The 16437-nt window shown below is 60.4% G+C and carries 16 protein-coding genes; 13 read left to right on the top strand and 3 right to left on the bottom strand.

The window, feature by feature from the left end; genetic code table 11:
- Nucleotides 1-104 precede the first annotated feature (104 nt).
- A complete protein-coding gene (locus FEF26_RS14065) occupies nucleotides 105-767 on the bottom strand; it encodes a pyridoxal phosphate-dependent aminotransferase (RefSeq protein WP_208012941.1) in 663 nt (220 codons plus the stop codon).
- Nucleotides 768-877: 110 nt separating this feature from the next.
- Here FEF26_RS14065 and FEF26_RS14060 point away from each other — a divergent pair, with 110 nt between their 5' ends.
- Nucleotides 878-1555, top strand: coding sequence for a FadR/GntR family transcriptional regulator (locus FEF26_RS14060; RefSeq protein ID WP_138254171.1), 678 nt, complete (start codon nucleotides 878-880; stop codon nucleotides 1553-1555).
- A gap of 30 nt (nucleotides 1556-1585) precedes the next feature.
- On the opposite strand, the gene FEF26_RS14055 is transcribed toward FEF26_RS14060, so the two are convergent.
- Both FEF26_RS14055 and FEF26_RS14050 read right to left on the bottom strand, forming a co-directional pair.
- Nucleotides 1586-2590: a homoserine dehydrogenase gene (locus FEF26_RS14055; RefSeq protein WP_138254170.1), complete on the bottom strand. Its 1005-nt coding sequence runs from the start codon at nucleotides 2588-2590 to the stop codon at nucleotides 1586-1588.
- Between the two features lie 113 nt (nucleotides 2591-2703).
- The gene (locus FEF26_RS14050; protein ID WP_138254169.1) at nucleotides 2704-3576 is read right to left on the bottom strand and encodes a LysR family transcriptional regulator; all 873 of its coding nucleotides are present in this window, start codon (nucleotides 3574-3576) and stop codon (nucleotides 2704-2706) included.
- A 105-nt stretch (nucleotides 3577-3681) separates the two neighbouring features.
- On the opposite strand from FEF26_RS14050, the gene FEF26_RS14045 reads away from it, so the two are divergent.
- From FEF26_RS14045 to FEF26_RS13990, 12 genes are all read left to right on the top strand, one after another.
- On the top strand, nucleotides 3682-5076 hold the full coding sequence (locus FEF26_RS14045) for an NAD-dependent succinate-semialdehyde dehydrogenase (protein WP_138254168.1): 1395 nt from the start codon (nucleotides 3682-3684) through the stop codon (nucleotides 5074-5076).
- Between the two features lie 40 nt (nucleotides 5077-5116).
- The gene (locus FEF26_RS14040) at nucleotides 5117-6271 is read left to right on the top strand and encodes a M20 family metallopeptidase (RefSeq protein WP_138254167.1); all 1155 of its coding nucleotides are present in this window, start codon (nucleotides 5117-5119) and stop codon (nucleotides 6269-6271) included.
- A 20-nt stretch (nucleotides 6272-6291) separates the two neighbouring features.
- Nucleotides 6292-7131, top strand: a complete 840-nt coding sequence (locus FEF26_RS14035; protein ID WP_138254166.1) for a hypothetical protein — start codon at nucleotides 6292-6294, stop codon at nucleotides 7129-7131.
- A 164-nt stretch (nucleotides 7132-7295) separates the two neighbouring features.
- A complete protein-coding gene (locus FEF26_RS14030; RefSeq protein WP_138254165.1) occupies nucleotides 7296-8411 on the top strand; it encodes a zinc-binding dehydrogenase in 1116 nt (371 codons plus the stop codon).
- A gap of 72 nt (nucleotides 8412-8483) precedes the next feature.
- A complete protein-coding gene (locus FEF26_RS14025) occupies nucleotides 8484-9311 on the top strand; it encodes an IclR family transcriptional regulator domain-containing protein (RefSeq protein ID WP_138254164.1) in 828 nt (275 codons plus the stop codon).
- Between the two features lie 152 nt (nucleotides 9312-9463).
- Nucleotides 9464-10672, top strand: a complete 1209-nt coding sequence (locus FEF26_RS14020; protein ID WP_138254174.1) for a thiolase family protein — start codon at nucleotides 9464-9466, stop codon at nucleotides 10670-10672.
- A 15-nt stretch (nucleotides 10673-10687) separates the two neighbouring features.
- Complete coding sequence (locus FEF26_RS14015; protein WP_138254163.1) at nucleotides 10688-11425, top strand: 3-oxoacid CoA-transferase subunit A; 738 nt, start codon at nucleotides 10688-10690, stop codon at nucleotides 11423-11425.
- The gene (locus FEF26_RS14010; RefSeq protein WP_138254162.1) at nucleotides 11422-12093 is read left to right on the top strand and encodes a 3-oxoacid CoA-transferase subunit B; all 672 of its coding nucleotides are present in this window, start codon (nucleotides 11422-11424) and stop codon (nucleotides 12091-12093) included. The genes FEF26_RS14015 and FEF26_RS14010 overlap by 4 nt, the downstream gene beginning before the upstream one ends.
- 78 nt (nucleotides 12094-12171) lie before the next feature.
- Nucleotides 12172-14004: an FAD-dependent oxidoreductase gene (locus FEF26_RS14005; RefSeq protein ID WP_138254161.1), complete on the top strand. Its 1833-nt coding sequence runs from the start codon at nucleotides 12172-12174 to the stop codon at nucleotides 14002-14004.
- Entirely contained in the window at nucleotides 14001-15155 is a 1155-nt protein-coding gene (locus FEF26_RS14000) for a maleylacetate reductase (protein ID WP_208012940.1), read from the top strand. Before FEF26_RS14005 ends, FEF26_RS14000 begins: the two co-directional genes overlap by 4 nt.
- 51 nt (nucleotides 15156-15206) lie before the next feature.
- Nucleotides 15207-16094, top strand: coding sequence for a dioxygenase family protein (locus FEF26_RS13995; RefSeq protein WP_138254160.1), 888 nt, complete (start codon nucleotides 15207-15209; stop codon nucleotides 16092-16094).
- Between the two features lie 186 nt (nucleotides 16095-16280).
- A complete protein-coding gene (locus FEF26_RS13990) occupies nucleotides 16281-16433 on the top strand; it encodes a VOC family protein (RefSeq protein WP_208012939.1) in 153 nt (50 codons plus the stop codon).
- Nucleotides 16434-16437: the final 4 nt, after the last annotated feature.

The raw sequence follows: 16437 nt of genomic DNA, 5'->3' as shown, positions 1-16437 counted from the left end.
GGACCCTACATCGGCGTCAGATCAAGGATCCGGGGCCAACGTGTACACACATTCTTGCCTATAACCCTCTTATTCTTCCTTGTCAGAGCGGCACCCTCGCGTATCTACACCCTTTCAAGCACCCGCGTCATGAAAGACCGAGGTGAGAGCACTAGAGTGTGCGAGTCCTCCAGCAACTCCGCCAAACTCCTGAGGCATTCCTTATCCAGCACCGCTCCGGTCGGGTTGTGCGGTGTGCACAGTACGAGCATCCGTGTGCGCCGCGTAAGGAGCGCTGCCACGTCGTTGGGGTCCAGGGTGTAACCGTTCTCCTCAGACAGCGGCAGAAATACTGGGGTTGCGCCGGCGAGGCGGACGCACGCCTCATAGGCGGGCCACGCCGGCACCGGAATGATGACCTCGTCGCCTGGATTGCAGAAAGCCATGACGGAGAGGAAGACAGCCTCGTTCGCGCCGATGGTGACCAGGACTTCGTGATCTGGATCGTATTCGACGCCGATGGCTTGATTGAGGTGTTCACTGAGTGCTCGGCGTAGCTGCGGGGTTCCTGCGTTCGGCCCATAGTGCACGCGGCCAGCTTCGAGCGCTCGATACGCTGCCTCTTTGACGCTCTGGGGAGTATCGAAGTCGGGCCTGCCGATCTCAAAGTGCAGGATGTGCTCCCCTGATTCTTCGAGCTCGGCAGCTCGGTCGAAGATCACCCGGATCTTAGACGGGGTGATCTCATCAAGGCGGTCCGCTGGACTCGCAAGCGCCTGGGTCTGCAATGGTCTCCTCAGTGAATGTAATTGGTCCACGAAACGTACCATTGCTCTGTTTCGGTGGTGTTTCAAGCCCGCGTATCGAATAGTTGCAACCCGTCCGATACTGTGTAGCAGTGAATTCCGACGCACGTGGCCAGCAGATGCCAGCACGTATTGCTGCAGAGCTGCGGACTCTCATACACACCGGAACGGTCCCGCCCGGGGGGCGTTTCCAAGGAGAGCGTGAGCTTGCTCAGGAATTTTCCGTGTCACGAGCCACGTTGCGGCAGGCACTGAAAGTCCTTCAGGAGGAGGGCTACATAGAAGTCAGGCGAGGGCCATATGGTGGCGCCTTCGTCACCAGTCTGGGAGCACCCCTCACGGCGTGGAAAGAGCAAATGGCCTCCGACTTCGCCCCTATGGATGATCTGTTCGACTTTCGAGTGGGTGTGGAGATGGCCGCTGCGCGGTTCGCAGCCGAACGTCGCACGGACGAGGACATCGTCAGAATGCGGGAGTCCACAGAACGGCTGGCAACAGCCGTCGGCCGAGAGCAGCTGCGCTTGCACGACGCGCGGTTTCACGAATGTGTGGCAGAGGCATCTGGTAGCTCACGGCTGCTAAATATGGTGAGGGAAGTCCGCGGCGAACTCTTTCTGCCCGTTGATTTCCTCAGAGATGACGACACACAGGATCATAGCGACATTCTTGGCGCGATCATTGACAGCAACCCCGACTTGGCTTCTCAGCGCATGATGGAGCACATAGAGCACACGCGAGAGCAGCTGCGTAAGCTCGTCCGGACTGCGTGACCCGACACCCTGCCAACGGGGGCCGGAGGTCTATTCAGAACTAGTGAGAATGTGATGGAAATCCTTCAGAGCCGCGGCCGCAGTTGCCCGAGGATTGGAGGCGCCGCCCAACAGAGTGAATTCACCCAGATCCATGGTTTCTGCATACAAGGCCTTCGTGCTGCCTCTGGTGAGAGAGAAGGGGTGTTCGGCGGAGTACAGACGAATTCCTACGCCTGCTTCGACCTGACCCTCGTCTTGATTGACGTATCCGACCAGCCGAGGCGTGAGCCCGTCGGCCTTCCATGAGCCGAGTTGTTCGGCAGTTAACGAGCGCAATGATTCTCGGGCCAGGCTGGAGATGGCGAGAGGCACCCCGAATACTGCATTGGCAATGATGACAACTTTCGCGGCAGTATCCCAACCGTCAACGTCGAAACTCGGCTCTGGTTCCGCAATGCCGAGTTGTTGGGCTTCGGCTAGAGCCTCGTCAAAGCTGGCGTTCCGAGAAACCATCGTGTCTAGGATGAAGGTCGTTGTCCCCGTGAGCACGGCTTCGATGCGCTTAATGTGTGTGCCGGCTAAGTCGTAGGTGAGAAAGTCGATTGTGGGAAGGGCTGAGGCGGAGGCTCCGCTCATGAGGAGCTGAACGCCTTTTTCCCGGGCGCTCTGAAGCAGCGTAGGCCCTTCTACAACGAGTGCGCCTTTCGATACGGCGATCACGTGAAGTCCTCGATTTATTGCGGACGTGATGTAGTCCAACCCGGGCTGGCCGGTGGAGTAGTCGCTAGGGCCTGCCTCAACTAGTACATCAGCGTTGACCTGCTCCATGAACGCCGAACCCGTTAGCCCAGGTTCGAAGGCGGCCTTGTGTTGAAGGCGTTCTGGGGATATTCTGCTGGGGTCGATCAAGCCCGTTGTGCTGCCACAGACGCCGGTCACGAGGACTTCCACACCGAAGTGCGTTGCGAAGTGCTCTCGCCGGCGATCGATAAGCTCGGCTACTTGGTTCCCCACATTTCCGAATCCTGTCATTGCCACGCGTACGGTTGTCATGGTGTGAGTGCCTCAATCGTTGTCTCGAAGGTCTGGTGCCCCGGACCTCGTATAGGTCTACTAGGTATACCATAGTGCGATTTGCGGGAGGTTACCTACAGCAACCTGGACTCTCAGGGGTAGAGAGCGAGGCAGAAATCGCGAAGTCGATGGGATAGGTCCTGAAGAGTGCGGTGGGCATGGTGCCCAGCTCTCCACCCGGCGTAAAGGCGGATCTTCAACGGCTCACCGTTGACGTGAATCATCAAGGGGTGCAGGCCGTATCGAGTATCGTCGGTGAGTATCGCGACCCCGCGTCCGGCAGCCGTCAGCGCTTGCGCGACCTGGCTGTGCTGGGTTTCCAGCAAGGCTGTTGGCCGGAGTTCGGCTTGATCGAGTACCGCCTCGATGGCCCTGCGAGCTTTGAAGTGCATCGTTGGCACAATGAGCGTCTCCCCGATCAATTCTTCCAGTTCCACGTGCTGCCGTGTGGCCCACCTGTGGCCTGATGGCACGTAGGCATGAACAGGCGGATCGGCCAAATGTGCGGCATGGGCCGACCGAGGTAGTCGCACTGGCGCGATGATCATGTCAAAACTGCCTAGAGCTAGCTGGATCTCAGAATCGAGTGAAATTTCGCTCACCGATGGCACCGGATCTGAGGCCTGAAATGTTGCGACGAACGGAGCAACAATGTCTGTCAGCGTAGTGGATGGTGCCGCCATGGAGACCCTGGTCATGTGTCCATGTGCCAATAGGGACGCATACTCCGCAGCCTCACGGTGGTGACCGAGCAGGGTCTGAGCGGTGTCAAAAAACTCGCGTCCCTCAGTGGTCAGGCGTAGGCGACCTTTTTGGCGCAGAAACAAGGTCAGGTCGAGTTCCCGTTCCAGTTGCCGGACCTGCCGAGACAAAGACGGTTGGGTCATATGAAGGCGCTCCGCTGCTGCTGAGACTGTGCCAGATTCGACGACGGTCACAAAGTAACGGAGCAAACGCGTGTCCATGCCTCCTGAGCATACTATTCACTGCATACAGGTATTGGACGGCATGATGGTCAGGTGTGAAGGTGGAATTATCCTCTTCCATACCGAACCCGCTTTGGAGCGCCGATGACCCCGCACGCAACTTTTTCTGTCACCAACCCTGCCACCGGTGAGCTCCTCGAAGAGGTGGCGGACCTGACAGTCGAGGAAGCCCTCACCCAGGTTGATCGGGCCCACGAGGCGTTTACGCACTGGCGGACCGTGGCGCCTCGGCGCCGAGCTGAGGTGCTGAACAAGGCCTACGACTTGATGATTGCCGATGTGCAGCGGCTCCGGGACCTCATCGTCGCGGAGAACGGCAAGTCCCAGGCTGATGCGGAGGCAGAAGTTCGGTACGCTGCGGAGTTCTTCCGCTGGTACGCCGAAGAGGCCGTGCGCCTCAGCGGTGAGTACACCACGGCCCCCGCAGGAGGGGTACGCAATATTGTCACCCACCATCCAGTGGGCGTTGCCCTGCTGATCACCCCCTGGAACTTCCCGGCCGCCATGGCGACCCGAAAAATGGGGCCCGCTTTGGCAGCCGGCTGCGCGGTAGTACTCAAACCAGCACGGGAAACTCCACTGACCGCGCTCGCCATCGCCGAGATCCTCATCCAGGCCGGAGTGCCCGAGGGCGCAGTGCAGGTTGCGACCACGACGGCGACCCGTGAGGTGGTCTCCGCTCTGCTGGCCGACGACCGCGTCAAGAAACTCTCCTTCACCGGATCAACCCCGGTAGGCCGCACCCTTTTGGCTCAATGCGCGCAGCGGGTCGTCAATGCATCGATGGAGCTCGGCGGAAACGCGCCGTTTATCGTGACAGCTGACGCGGACGTGGACGCCGCGGTGGATGGCGCGATGGTGGCGAAATTCCGCAACTCAGGCCAGGCTTGCACGGCCGCCAATCGCTTCTACGTCCACGCCGATGTCGCGGAGGAATTCATCAAGGCCTTCGGGACACGGATCAGCCAGCTCACCGTCGGTGACCCCGCTCAAGGTACGCAGATCGGCCCGCTGATCCACGATCAGGCAGCTTCTGGAGTGCGGGAGCTGGTCGAATCAGCTCAGAACGACGGCGCCACCATCGCCTACCAGGCGAACCTGCCCGAAACCATGGCGACAGACGCGTTCGTTGCGCCCACCCTGCTGCGTGATGTGCCTGCTGATGCGAAAATTCTCACAGAAGAGATATTCGGTCCCGTGGCCCCCGTAGTGGTGTGGGACGACGTTGACCAGATGCTGGCCCAGGCCAATACGGCCGAAGTCGGACTCTCCTCCTACGTCTACGCCGGCAACCTCCAAGATGCCCTACGCATCGGCGAACTTCTGGAGACGGGCATGGTGGGAGTCAATCGCGGCATCGTCTCTGATCCCAGTGCGCCTTTCGGTGGCGTGAAGCAGGCTGGCATCGGCCGCGAAGGCGGCCACTGGGGTATTGAAGAGTTCACTGAACCTCAGTACCTCTCAGTGGATTGGCCATAGAACCGGCGCATCGACGACGGTCGCCGGTAGAGTTGGGGCCATGCCTGCCATCTCACCTGCACTATTGGAGGCCGCAGAGTCGCGGCTAGACCAGATCATCGCCGATATTCGAACGCTCGTCGAGGTAGAAACACCCTCAGATAACAAGGATGCTGTGGCCGAAGGCGCCGCGGTGGTCGCGGACCTCATGGCTGACCGTCTTGGTCTTGAGCCAGAGCCCGTTGTCATTGACGATGTGACTCACCTGCGGCTCCGAGTAGGCACCGACAAGCCCAAGGTCGTGTTGGTGAATCATCAGGACACGGTGTGGCCCACAGGAACGCTGGCGCGCAAGCCCTTCAGCAACGACGGCCATGCCCTGCGTGGTCCGGGTGTGTTCGATATGCTCACCGGCCTGGTGATGTCCATCCACGCCGCCAAACTGCTGCAGGAGACCGGACACAGCCTCTACGGCCTGAGCATCATGGTCACAGGTGACGAAGAGCTGGGCTCCATCACATCCAAGGACCTACTGCTGGAAGAGTCCTCCGAAGCCCGCGCCGCGTTCGTCATGGAAGGCGCGCTGGACACATCCCTGAAGGTCGCACGCAAAGGCACCTCCAACTACACCGTGGCCGTCACCGGCGTGGCAGCACATGCTGGGCTGGACCCGGAAAAAGGCATCAACGCGGGCATTGCTCTCGGCTTGCTGCTGCCAGACATTGCGGCTTTGGGGGATCAGCTCCTTGGCACCACGGTGACACCTACTGTGATGCGGGCAGGCACGACGACGAACACCGTGCCTGACTATGCCGAAGTGGTAGTTGACGCCCGCGCGACCACTATCGCTGAGCAAGAGCGGGTTGATGAGCAGATCCGGGCGCTTTCCTCCCAGATGCAGGGCGCTCATGTGGAGGTCACCGGCGGAGTCAACCGCCCGCCGATGGAACGCAGTTCCGCCGATGTGCTCTTCGGGCGTGCCCAAAAGGTGGCGGCTGCACTGAACATCGGTGAACTCACCGGCGAAGAGGTCGGCGGTGCTTCTGATGGCAACTTCACAGCCGCCGCCGGGGTCCCCACTCTCGACGGAATGGGTGCTTGCGGTTCAGGAGCGCACGCCGAACACGAACACGCTCTCGTGGACTACATTGCCCCCCGCACAGCACTTCTTGCTGGGCTGATCGCCGCACACTTGGACCCACCGGCCGCCGGCTAAGGCGAACGGACACGTCCCCAGTGGAGCAGACACAGCGAGAGGCAGCTCAGGCCCAGGAGTCCGCCGGCGTCGTCGTGCGATGTTTGCGCAGTCCCGAGCAGATGCAGCGCGCCACAGAGGTTCTTGCCGAGATCTGGGCACCCGGCGGCCGCGGCCAACCCCCCATTGAAGCCGGGCTGCTGGTGGCGCTGGAGCATGCGGGGAGCTATGTGGCCGGGGCGTACTCAGCCGACGATCTCATCGGAGTGACTGTCGGGTTCTTCGGCGCTCCCGATCCGAGTACCGGCCGGACACAGATGATGCACTCACATATTGCCGGGGTCCTTCAGTCCCATGCGCGCGGCGGAGTCGGAGCGGCGATGAAGCTTCACCAACGCGCGTGGTGTCTCGACCAGGGAGTCACCACCATGGAGTGGACCTTTGATCCGCTGGTGGTGCGCAATGCCCGGTTCAACCTCCATAAGCTCGGCGCACGTTTCGCGGAGTACCTTCCCCAGTTCTATGGCGAGATGCGCGATGGGATCAACGCCGGGCAGGGCAGCGACCGTGTCCTGATCCGGTGGAATCTCAGCGAACCCGAGGTGACCAAAGAGTTAGAGCCGGAGCGGATCCTGCTGGAACCGGACGGAACGAACGTGCCCAGGTGGGTGATCGAACCGGACAAGGTCCTTGCTGCGGCAGGTGAGGTGGGCGTCGTCGGACTCCGAGTTCCCCAGGATATTGCCGGCTTGCGGGCTGAACAGCCTGAAGTGGCCGCGAGGTGGAGGACCGCCCTCCGCGAGGCCATGCACCCGCTGATGAGATCAGGGTGGTCCGTCAGCAGCGTGCGCTCCGATGGGATGTACCAGCTCAGCCGCTGACTGAGTCGTCAGCTGCGGACTTGGTCATTTCTTGGCCGCGCACTCTTTGACAATAAAGCAAAACCCTAGAAAAGTGATAGCGGACACATGTTCGCTTATGTGCGTACCTCTCCGGAGACACAGCCGGATTCGGCTCTGCCCAGTTCTCACCGAAAGGACCCCTCATGCCCGAGGCCTCATCGTTCGTGCTGGAAACAGCCAATCAACCCCTGCAGGCGGACACCATCAGCGTGGCCCCGCCGAAAGCAGAAGAAGTCCTGATCGAGGTGGCAGCCTGCGGTGTCTGCCATACGGACCTCCATGTCATAAAAGATGAGGTGGCCTTCCCAAAGCCCGCGGTGCTGGGTCACGAAGTGTCAGGGATTGTTCGCGAAGTGGGGGAGGGCGTCACTCATGTGAAGCCTGGGGACCGTGTAGCCTGCAGCTTCATCATGCCCTGCGGAAGATGCCGGCACTGTGACAAGGGCCTGGAGGACATCTGCGAGAACTTCTTCAACTTCAACCGGCTTGCGGGTCAGCTCTACGACGGCAGCACCAGACTCAGCCGCAATGGACAAGACATCGCTATGTATTCAATGGCCGGCCATGCTCAGCACTGTGTGGTGCCTTCCCGAGCGGTTTTCGCTCTTCCGGAGGCCGTTAACCTGCTCGACGCTGCCGTGCTCGGATGCAGCCTCTTCACCGCCTATGGGGCAGTGAAAACAGTCGCAGATGTTCAGCCAGGGGAGACTGTCGCTGTCATTGCCGCCGGGGGTGTGGGTCTCAGTATTATTCATCTGGCTCGTGCTGCCGGAGCTCGACATGTAATCGCTATCGATATTGACGATGAAAAGTTGGCCCTGGCCCGCGAATTGGGAGCTACAGAGGTCGTCAACTCGGCCGAGGCGGACCCTGTGCAAGCGGTGGCCGATTTACTCGGTCACGGCGTGGACGCGGCGTTCGAGGCTTTGGGATCAGTCGCCACGGTCAAACTCGCAGTAGATATCCTCGACGACGGCGGACGGGCCGTTTTGGCCGGCATCGCACCGGCAGGGCAGACCATGGACGTTGATATCACCAAAGTGGTGCGGCGCAAGCTGCGGATCCTCGGTTCCTTCGGCGCACCAGCCTCCACGGCAATGCCAGAGGTCATCCGATTGGCCGCTGAAGGCAAAATAGCACTGGACAAACTTATTACCCACCGGTTCGCGTTTAATCAGACTGCTGAGGCTTACCAACTGCTCAATGATCGCAAGATTCAGGGCAGAGGTCTCATTGAGACTAATCCTGAACTGATCTGAACCATACTCTTCCTGACTTGCTGGACAGCAAGGGAATGTTCGCCGGGCGAATAAGAATGGCATAGTTGAACAATGACAGATTCTGGTGAAGCTGATGTGTCAGCGCCTAAGAGTGAGATTGTCCGTTCCCTCGCCAGTGGACTGGACGTCCTAGAGGCTTTCACACCGGCGGAACCTCGGTTGACGTTGGCTGAGGTGGCAAGGAAGTCCGCGATGAGCCGCGCCACAGCGCGCAGGATGCTGCTGACCCTGGTGGAGCGCGGCTATGCCTACACCGACGGTCGCACCTTTGAGCTCACTCCAAGAGTATTGAGTCTGGGCCACGGTTACTGGTCCGGTCGCAGCTGGCACGAGCTGCTTCAGCCGTCCCTGAGGGACGTCTCGGCCCGGCTCAACGAATCGTGCTCGGCTGCGATACTGACCGGTGACGACGTGATGTACGTGTCGCGTGTTCACACCCGCAGCATTATGCGCATTGATCTAGGTTTGGGCACCAGGCTTCCAGCCTTCGCCACGTCAATGGGGAGGGTGCTGCTGTCTGACCTGCCTGATGCTGAGTTGCTGCCTCGCCTGCAAGAGATGAGCCGGTCAGCGTTCACGTCGCACACACGGACGGACCCTCAGGCGCTGCTAGAAACCATTCGGGCAGCGCGGAACGACGGGTGTGCCCTGGTGGATCAGGAGCTTGAAATGGGGTTGCGGTCCGCAGGGGTCCCCGTCCGAGACGACCGGGGGAAGATAGTGCTCGCGATCAACACGTCAATGGCTGCCGGGGTGGAGTCTCTGGAGGAGACGAAGAAGCGGGTAATACCCGCCCTGAAGGACTGCGCTTCCCAGGTGGAGACGATGGTCCGATCACTGGGCAAAGACCTAGACAGCCTGGCCTCCGCCTCCCGCTGATTCGCTCCACGACGTTCAAAACCGGAGCGCCCTCTTGTTCAAAGTGCTGTGGATCACTAGACTCACCTTTTAGTTGCGAACGTCCGTTCGCATAGAGAACACTTAGGTAAGTCACGGCGTGGGAAAGCGCGTCGAGGAGAACGGGGCACATGGTGCAGGACGCGTACATATTTGGTGGGGTGCGCACTCCCTTCGCAAAAGTTGGTGGCGCGCTCGCCGGGCAGCGACCGGATGATCTGGCCGCCTTGGTCGTCGAGTCCATCGTCGCGAAAGCGCCAGCTCTGACCATGGAGAATTCGGCAGAGACACTCGGTGAAGTGATTCTCGGCAACGCCAATGGTGCCGGTGAAGAGAACCGCAATGTGGCGCGAATGGCTTGGCTTCTGGCTGGGGGCCCTGTCAGTGTTCCGGGCACCACCATCAACAGGCTTTGCGGCTCATCACTGGATGCCGCCATCAGCGGCGCGCGGCAAGTGAAGCTTGGCGAAACGAATCTGGTGCTTGTCGGGGGAGTGGAATCCATGTCACGTGCCCCCTGGGTGCTGCCAAAGACTGAGCGAGCTTTCCCGCTGAAAAACCTCGAACTGGTGAACAGCTCTTTGGGATGGCGCATGATCAACGAACGCATGCCCCAAGAATGGACCGTCTCCCTCGGTGAGGCGACGGAGCAGCTTCGCGCAAAGTATGGGATCTCTCGCGAACGGCAGGATGAGTTTGCCGCCGTCTCTCATCAGCGTGCCGACGAAGCCTGGGCCCAGGGCCGCTATGACGATCTGACCGTCAGAGTGCCGAATGTTGACCTGACTCGCGATGAGACGATCCGTGGCGATACCACCACGGAAACACTTGGTGGGCTGAAGACTGTCTTTCGCAAGAGCGAGGGCACGGTCACTGCAGGTAACGCCTCTCCGATGAGTGACGGAGCCTCTGCAGCTTGGATCGGCTCAGGTGAGGCAGAAGAGGTGCTCGGTCTCTCGCCGCAGGCGCGACTCGCTGGGTGGGCAGCCGCAGCCAACGAACCTCAGCACTTCGGGTATGCACCGGTGGAGGCAACCAACCGTGCATTGGCCAGGGCAGGCATTCGTTGGTCTGACGTCGGAGCTGTGGAACTCAATGAGGCGTTCGCCGCTCAGTCACTTGTTTGTCTTGACGCGTGGGGGTTCGGCAGAGATCTGGATCCGGCGATGGTGAACGCCTGGGGAGGTGCCCTAGCTATTGGACACCCCCTCGGGGCATCGGGGACCCGTGTGCTGGCCACGCTCGCTCATCGAATGCACACGAGCGGAACACGCTGGGGAGTAGCGACCCTGTGCATCGGGGTGGGCCAGGGGCTCGCTGTAGTACTCGAGAACGCTCAATAGAAGGGAAGCAGAAAAGTGCCTCAATTCGCCGAGACCGCTGCCGAAGCCGTGGCAGATGTCACTGACGGCGCCACGGTCCTGATGGGTGGTTTCGGAAACGCCGGACAGCCAATGGAGCTCATCGACGCGCTGTTGGACTCCGGTGCCAACGATCTCACGGTGGTGAATAACAACGCCGGCCAAGGGGATGCTGGTCTGGCGTTGTTGATCAAAGAACGCCGAGTGAAGAAGATCATCTGCTCCTTTCCCCGACAGTCTGATTCATGGCATTTCGACGCGGCCTTCCGCGCAGGGGAGGTCGAATTGGAACTGGTGCCACAGGGCAACCTCGCTGAACGGCTGCGTGCCGCCGGTGCGGGTATCGGTGCTTTCTTCACTCCCACCGGGTACGGCACCGAGTTGGCGGCGGGCAAAGAGACCCGGGAAATCGGCGGACGCAACTACGTACTTGAGTATCCCCTTGGCGGCGACGTCGCGCTCATCAAGGCGATGTACGCAGACCGGGCAGGGAACTTGGCGTATCGCAAGACTGCCCGAAACTTCGGCCCCGTGATGGCCGCAGCTGCAACCCACACGGTAGTCCAGGTGGAGCAGTTGCTGCCTACCGGGTCTCTGGACCCAGAAGCGATCGTGACCCCGGGGCTGTATGTGGACATCGTAACTGTGATCGAGACTCGAACCCCGAGCGCAGCAGAGTCCGAACGGCATCCTGCGGTGAGGCCCCACTCACAAGAAGAAGGAGTCAGAGTATGAGTCTCAAAGTCAGGCCTACTGCCGCGAGACTGAGTCGTCAGGAGCTGGCGCAGGCGGTGGCTAGAGACATTGCGTCGGGCTCGTATGCGAACCTCGGCATCGGTCAGCCGACCATGGTCGCTGACTACCTCACCCCGGAGCAGAACGTCACTCTGCACACTGAGAACGGCATGTTGGGGATGGGGCCCAAGGCCGCTGCGGAACAGGTTGATGCGGACCTTATCAACGCCGGAAAGGTGCCCGTCACCGAGCTGCCTGGTGCAAGCTACTTCCACCACGCCGACTCCTTTGCGATGATGCGCGGAGGCCACTTGGATGTGTGTGTTCTTGGAGCATTCCAGGTCTCCGTAACGGGGGACTTAGCCAACTGGTCCACAGGGGAACCTGACGCCATCCCCGCCGTCGGCGGTGCGATGGACCTGGCCATCGGAGCAAAGGAAGTCTTCGTCATGATGAGCCTCTTCGCACGTGACGGCACCCCGAAACTGGTGCAGGAATGCACCTACCCGGTCACGGGACTCAGCTGTGTGACCCGGCTCTACACCGACTACGGGATTTTTCACATCGTCGACGACGCGGGCCGGCGGCGCCCACAGTTGGTCGAAGCTCACGGGCTTGAACCCGCTGAGATCCAAGAGCGACTTCAGATTGATCTGGTGGGAATGTGACCTCCGGTCATCTGGCATGAGCAAGGGCAAGTGGCACTTGTGTGCTGCGATCGACAACTGATTTCAAGGAGATAACCAATGGTGAAGTTCCAAGATGGCATCAGCAGCACGAAGACACCGGAGGCTGAACTAGTAGAGACTGATGTGCTGATCGTGGGTTCAGGTCCTGCAGGTGCTTCTGCGGCGCTGTTCCTCTCCACCTTGGGGATTCCAAACATCATGATCACCAAGTATCGGTGGACTGCGAACACTCCCCGTGCTCACATCACCAACCAGCGCACTATGGAAATCTTTCGGGACGTCGGTATAGAAGACCAGGTGCTCGCTGAGGCAACTCCGCACGAGCAGATGGGAGACACAGTTTTCTGCAGCTCGCTCGCCGGTGAAGAGATCGGGCGAGTGCTTACGTGGGGCACCCACCCTGCACGGCACGGCGATTATCGCCTGTCGTCACCTTCGATGAACTGTGACATACCGCAGACGCTCCTTGAGCCGATACTGGTGAAGAACGCCACCGTGCGAGGGACGCAGTCGCAGTTCTCCACGGAGTACCTCTCGCATGTTCAGGATGACAACGGCGTGACGGTGCGGGTCCTGAACAGGCTGACAGGCCAGGAGTATCTGATCAGAGCCAAGTACCTCATCGGCGCAGATGGTGCGCGGTCGAAAGTGGCAGCAGACCTGGAGCTGCCGATGGAGGGCAAGATGGATATTGCCGGTTCCATGAACATCACCTTCACGGCAGACCTTTCTGAGCTGGTTCAGCACCGCCCCTCGGTGCTCTACTGGGTCCTCCAGCCGGGTTCCAACATCGGCGGGATCGGGGCGGGTCTGGTGCGCATGGTCAGGCCGTGGAACGAGTGGCTCGTCGTCTGGGGCTTCGACATCTCGCAGGGAGCTCCAGAAGTCACTGAAGAAGATGCACTCGGAATCGTCCGCAACCTCACGGGGGTAGACGATCTGGAGGCCACGATCACCGGGATCTCGCTCTGGGGAAACAACGAGCAGTTCGCTACGCATCTTCGGTCGGGTCGAGTCTTCTGCGCCGGCGACGCCGTTCACAAGCACCCGCCCAGCAACGGCCTGGGATCCAACACCTCCATTCAGGACTCCTACAATCTCGCCTGGAAGCTCGCCGGCGTGATCAACGGATGGGCCGATCGTTCGCTCTTGGACACCTACACCACGGAGCGTGCCCCGATAGCTCGTCAGATTGTCACCCGTGCCAATCAGTCGGGCAGGGAGTTCGGCCAGCTCTTCGAGGCACTCGGTATAGCCCCCGGACAGACTGAAGCCGAAATGCGAGCAGCGATTGAGTCCCGCAAAGATCCGACCTCTCAAGGATCGGCCAAACGGGCCGCGATCCGCGAGGCTATGGAGCTGAAGAACTATGAGTTCAACGCTCACGGCGTGGAGATTGGTCAGCACTATCAGTCGGCTGCCGTCGTGCCCGCTGACTCGACCCCGCCCGAGCCGACTCGTGACAGAGAGCTCTACTACGAACCCACGACAGTTCCTGGTGCGAGGCTGCCCCATGCATGGGTCGGCACCTCCAAGAAGAAGAAGTCGACGCATGACCTGGTCCCCTACGGAAGCTTCGCCCTGCTGACAGGGATATCCGGCCAGGGCTGGGTGGATCCGGCGCAGGCCGTGGCCGAAGAAATGGGAATCGATCTCAACATTGTGGTGATCGGACCAGGCCAAAAAGTCACGGACCTCTACTTTGACTGGGACAGACTGCGGGAGATCCCAGAAGAGGGTGCCATTGTGGTCCGGCCTGACAAGCACATCGGCTGGCGTTACGAATCACTTCCCGAGAGTCCCGACGCCGTCCTACGAGAGGCGTTGTCAGCCATGCTCGGGCACCAGAATTTGACAATGAAGTCACAGTCACGAAAGGCAAATCTATGATGCACTTCACGCACACGACACTGGGGCAGCGAGTTCTGTTCGGACGAGGTCGCGCCGCAGAGTATGTTGCTGCCGAGGTAGAGCGTTTGGGTGCCTCGCATCCGATGGTCATCGCAGGTGAGTCTGAGCGCGCTCTGGCCGAGACAGCCTCCGCCTCCCTCAAACCGGCCCTGTGGTGGGACAAGGTGGTTCAGCACGTCCCCAAAGAGGTCGCTGATGAGGCTCGCAGTGCAGCGAGTGACCACGCTGTCGACGTCATGGTTTGCATCGGAGGGGGCTCGACCACCGGATTGGCCAAGGCAGTCGCCCTCACTACAGGTATCCCGATCATCGCCGTGCCTACTACTTACGCCGGCTCGGAGGCCACCAACGTGTGGGGCATGACCGAGGAACGGACCAAAACCACGGGTGTCGACGATCGAGTATTGCCGGCGTCAGTTGTGTACGACGCTGAACTGTCCAAGACTTTGCCGGTGGGATTGTCCGTCGCCAGTGGTCTCAACGGCATGGCGCACTGTGTGGATTCACTCTGGGCACCGAAGGCGGATCCGATCAATCAGGCACTGGCGCTGGAAGGCGCCCGCGCGCTGAACTTGGCGCTGCGCGGAATCGTAGCCGGCGCAGACGATCTGGCCGCTCGCGAACAGGCGCTCTACGGGTGTTATTTGGCCGCAGTGTCGTTCGCCTCAGCAGGTTCGGGACTGCACCATAAGATCTGCCACGTGCTCGGCGGAACATTCGATCTGCCCCACGCTCAGACCCACGCTACGGTTCTGCCCTATGTCCTGGCCCTGAATGCTCCCGCTGTCCCAGAACTGGCTGCCCGACTTGCAGCGGCGTTGGGGCATCACGTGGACGGTGCGCCGGAGGACCGGTGGGCGGCGGCACTTCAGGGGCTTCCCGTGGCGGAGGGACAGTACCCAGCCTCGGCAGCCGTGGCGGCGCTGCGTGATCTGTACCGCGTCACACAAGCGCCCTCCCAGCTTTCGGCATACGGATTCTCCAATGATGGCATCCCGGAGGCCGTCGAGCGTGTGCTGAAGGCGGCGCCGGCGTCGAACCCCGTGCCGGTCACCGGCGAGAATATTTCTGCTCTGCTTCATCAGGCTCTCACCGGGGAGGTTCCCACCGTCAGCCTCTTCAACAGCTGAGCCGCCAAATGCGGTTTCACCCCATAGACCATCTGACCCGGCAGGAGCAAAATGACCGACACAACTACAGACCAGAGTGATCGCGAACAGGAACTGATGGACCGAGTCCTGGGCTCCTTTGAGGGCGCACCGAGCGCACGACTCAAGTACCTGATGCAGACTTTGACTCAGCATCTGCACGCTTTCGTTCGGGAAACGCAGCTCACTGAAGCAGAGTGGAACCAAGCGATCGAATTCCTCACTCGGGTTGGCCACATCACTGATGACCAACGCCAGGAGTTCATTCTGCTCTCGGATGTCCTGGGTGTATCCATGCAGACCATTACGGTGAACAACCGCGCTCACGGCAACGCCACTGAAGCGACAGTCTTCGGTCCCTTCTTCGTTGACGATGCACCGGAAATTCCCTACGGCGGCGATATTTCAGGAGGAGCATCTGGAGAGCCGTGCTGGGTTGAAGGTGTCGTCCGTGACACTGAAGGACAACCGGTTCCCGGAGCTCGCATTGAGGTGTGGGAGGCCGACGATGAGGGATTCTACGATGTGCAGTACAGCGATGGCAGGATTGCGGGCCGCGCCCACCTCTTCGCAGACGAGGAGGGAAAGTACGCGTTCTGGGGGCTGACCCCCACTCCTTACCCCATTCCTCACGATGGCCCCGTAGGGCAGCTCTTAGAAGCCGTAGACCGTTCCCCAGTCCGGGCGGCCCACTTGCATTTCATGGTGACAGCAGAGTCCTACCGGACGCTGGTAACCCACATCTTCGTTGACGGTGACCCCCAATTGGAGATCGGAGATTCAGTTTTCGGGGTCAGGCAGTCGCTGATTAAACGGTTTGAGACCCAACCGGCTGGAACCCCGGCCCCTGACGGGAGAGTGACAGACCGGGAATGGTCCCGTACCCGCTTCGACATCGTTCTCGCCCCGGCAGAAAGCTGACGCTGCACTAGGCCCCAAGTCTGGTTCGCTGCGAACAATTCAACACACCTCCTTGCACAGACTGGACATTAGAGTGCAGGGCAGCAATATGCGAACAACTGTTCGTTACACTACGATGTGAGGTAAGCCACAATAATCGAGTTGAGTGGCTGCTCGCTTCCACAACCCCATGAAAGAGGCATGTCGATGACGTATCTGCTTGGTTCGCACCATGTGACCCTGTCGGTCGGTAAGGCGCAGGAAGACGTAGATTTTCACACCAAGGTGTTGGGAATGCGGGTTATAGGCAAGAATGTGTGTACACGTTGGCCCCGGATCCTTGATCTGACGCCGATGTAGGGTC

This window comes from Nesterenkonia salmonea (assembly GCF_005771525.1).
Taxonomy (GTDB): domain Bacteria; phylum Actinomycetota; class Actinomycetes; order Actinomycetales; family Micrococcaceae; genus Nesterenkonia; species Nesterenkonia salmonea.
This window is presented reverse-complemented; position numbering and strand designations above follow the sequence as displayed.

Excerpts from the sequence above, each read along its gene's own strand:
- FEF26_RS14005 (WP_138254161.1), top strand. The coding sequence starts at position 12,172 with ATGGTGAAGTTCCAAGATGGCATCAGCAGCACGAAGACACCGGAGGCT.
- FEF26_RS13990 (WP_208012939.1), top strand. The coding sequence starts at position 16,281 with ATGACGTATCTGCTTGGTTCGCACCATGTGACCCTGTCGGTCGGTAAG.
- FEF26_RS13995 (WP_138254160.1), top strand. The coding sequence starts at position 15,207 with ATGACCGACACAACTACAGACCAGAGTGATCGCGAACAGGAACTGATG.
- FEF26_RS14025 (WP_138254164.1), top strand. The coding sequence starts at position 8,484 with ATGACAGATTCTGGTGAAGCTGATGTGTCAGCGCCTAAGAGTGAGATT.
- FEF26_RS14050 (WP_138254169.1), bottom strand. The coding sequence starts at position 3,576 with ATGGACACGCGTTTGCTCCGTTACTTTGTGACCGTCGTCGAATCTGGC.
- FEF26_RS14040 (WP_138254167.1), top strand. The coding sequence starts at position 5,117 with ATGCCTGCCATCTCACCTGCACTATTGGAGGCCGCAGAGTCGCGGCTA.
- FEF26_RS14010 (WP_138254162.1), top strand. The coding sequence starts at position 11,422 with ATGAGTCTCAAAGTCAGGCCTACTGCCGCGAGACTGAGTCGTCAGGAG.
- FEF26_RS14045 (WP_138254168.1), top strand. The coding sequence starts at position 3,682 with ATGACCCCGCACGCAACTTTTTCTGTCACCAACCCTGCCACCGGTGAG.
- FEF26_RS14055 (WP_138254170.1), bottom strand. The coding sequence starts at position 2,590 with ATGACAACCGTACGCGTGGCAATGACAGGATTCGGAAATGTGGGGAAC.
- FEF26_RS14030 (WP_138254165.1), top strand. The coding sequence starts at position 7,296 with ATGCCCGAGGCCTCATCGTTCGTGCTGGAAACAGCCAATCAACCCCTG.
- FEF26_RS14000 (WP_208012940.1), top strand. The coding sequence starts at position 14,001 with ATGATGCACTTCACGCACACGACACTGGGGCAGCGAGTTCTGTTCGGA.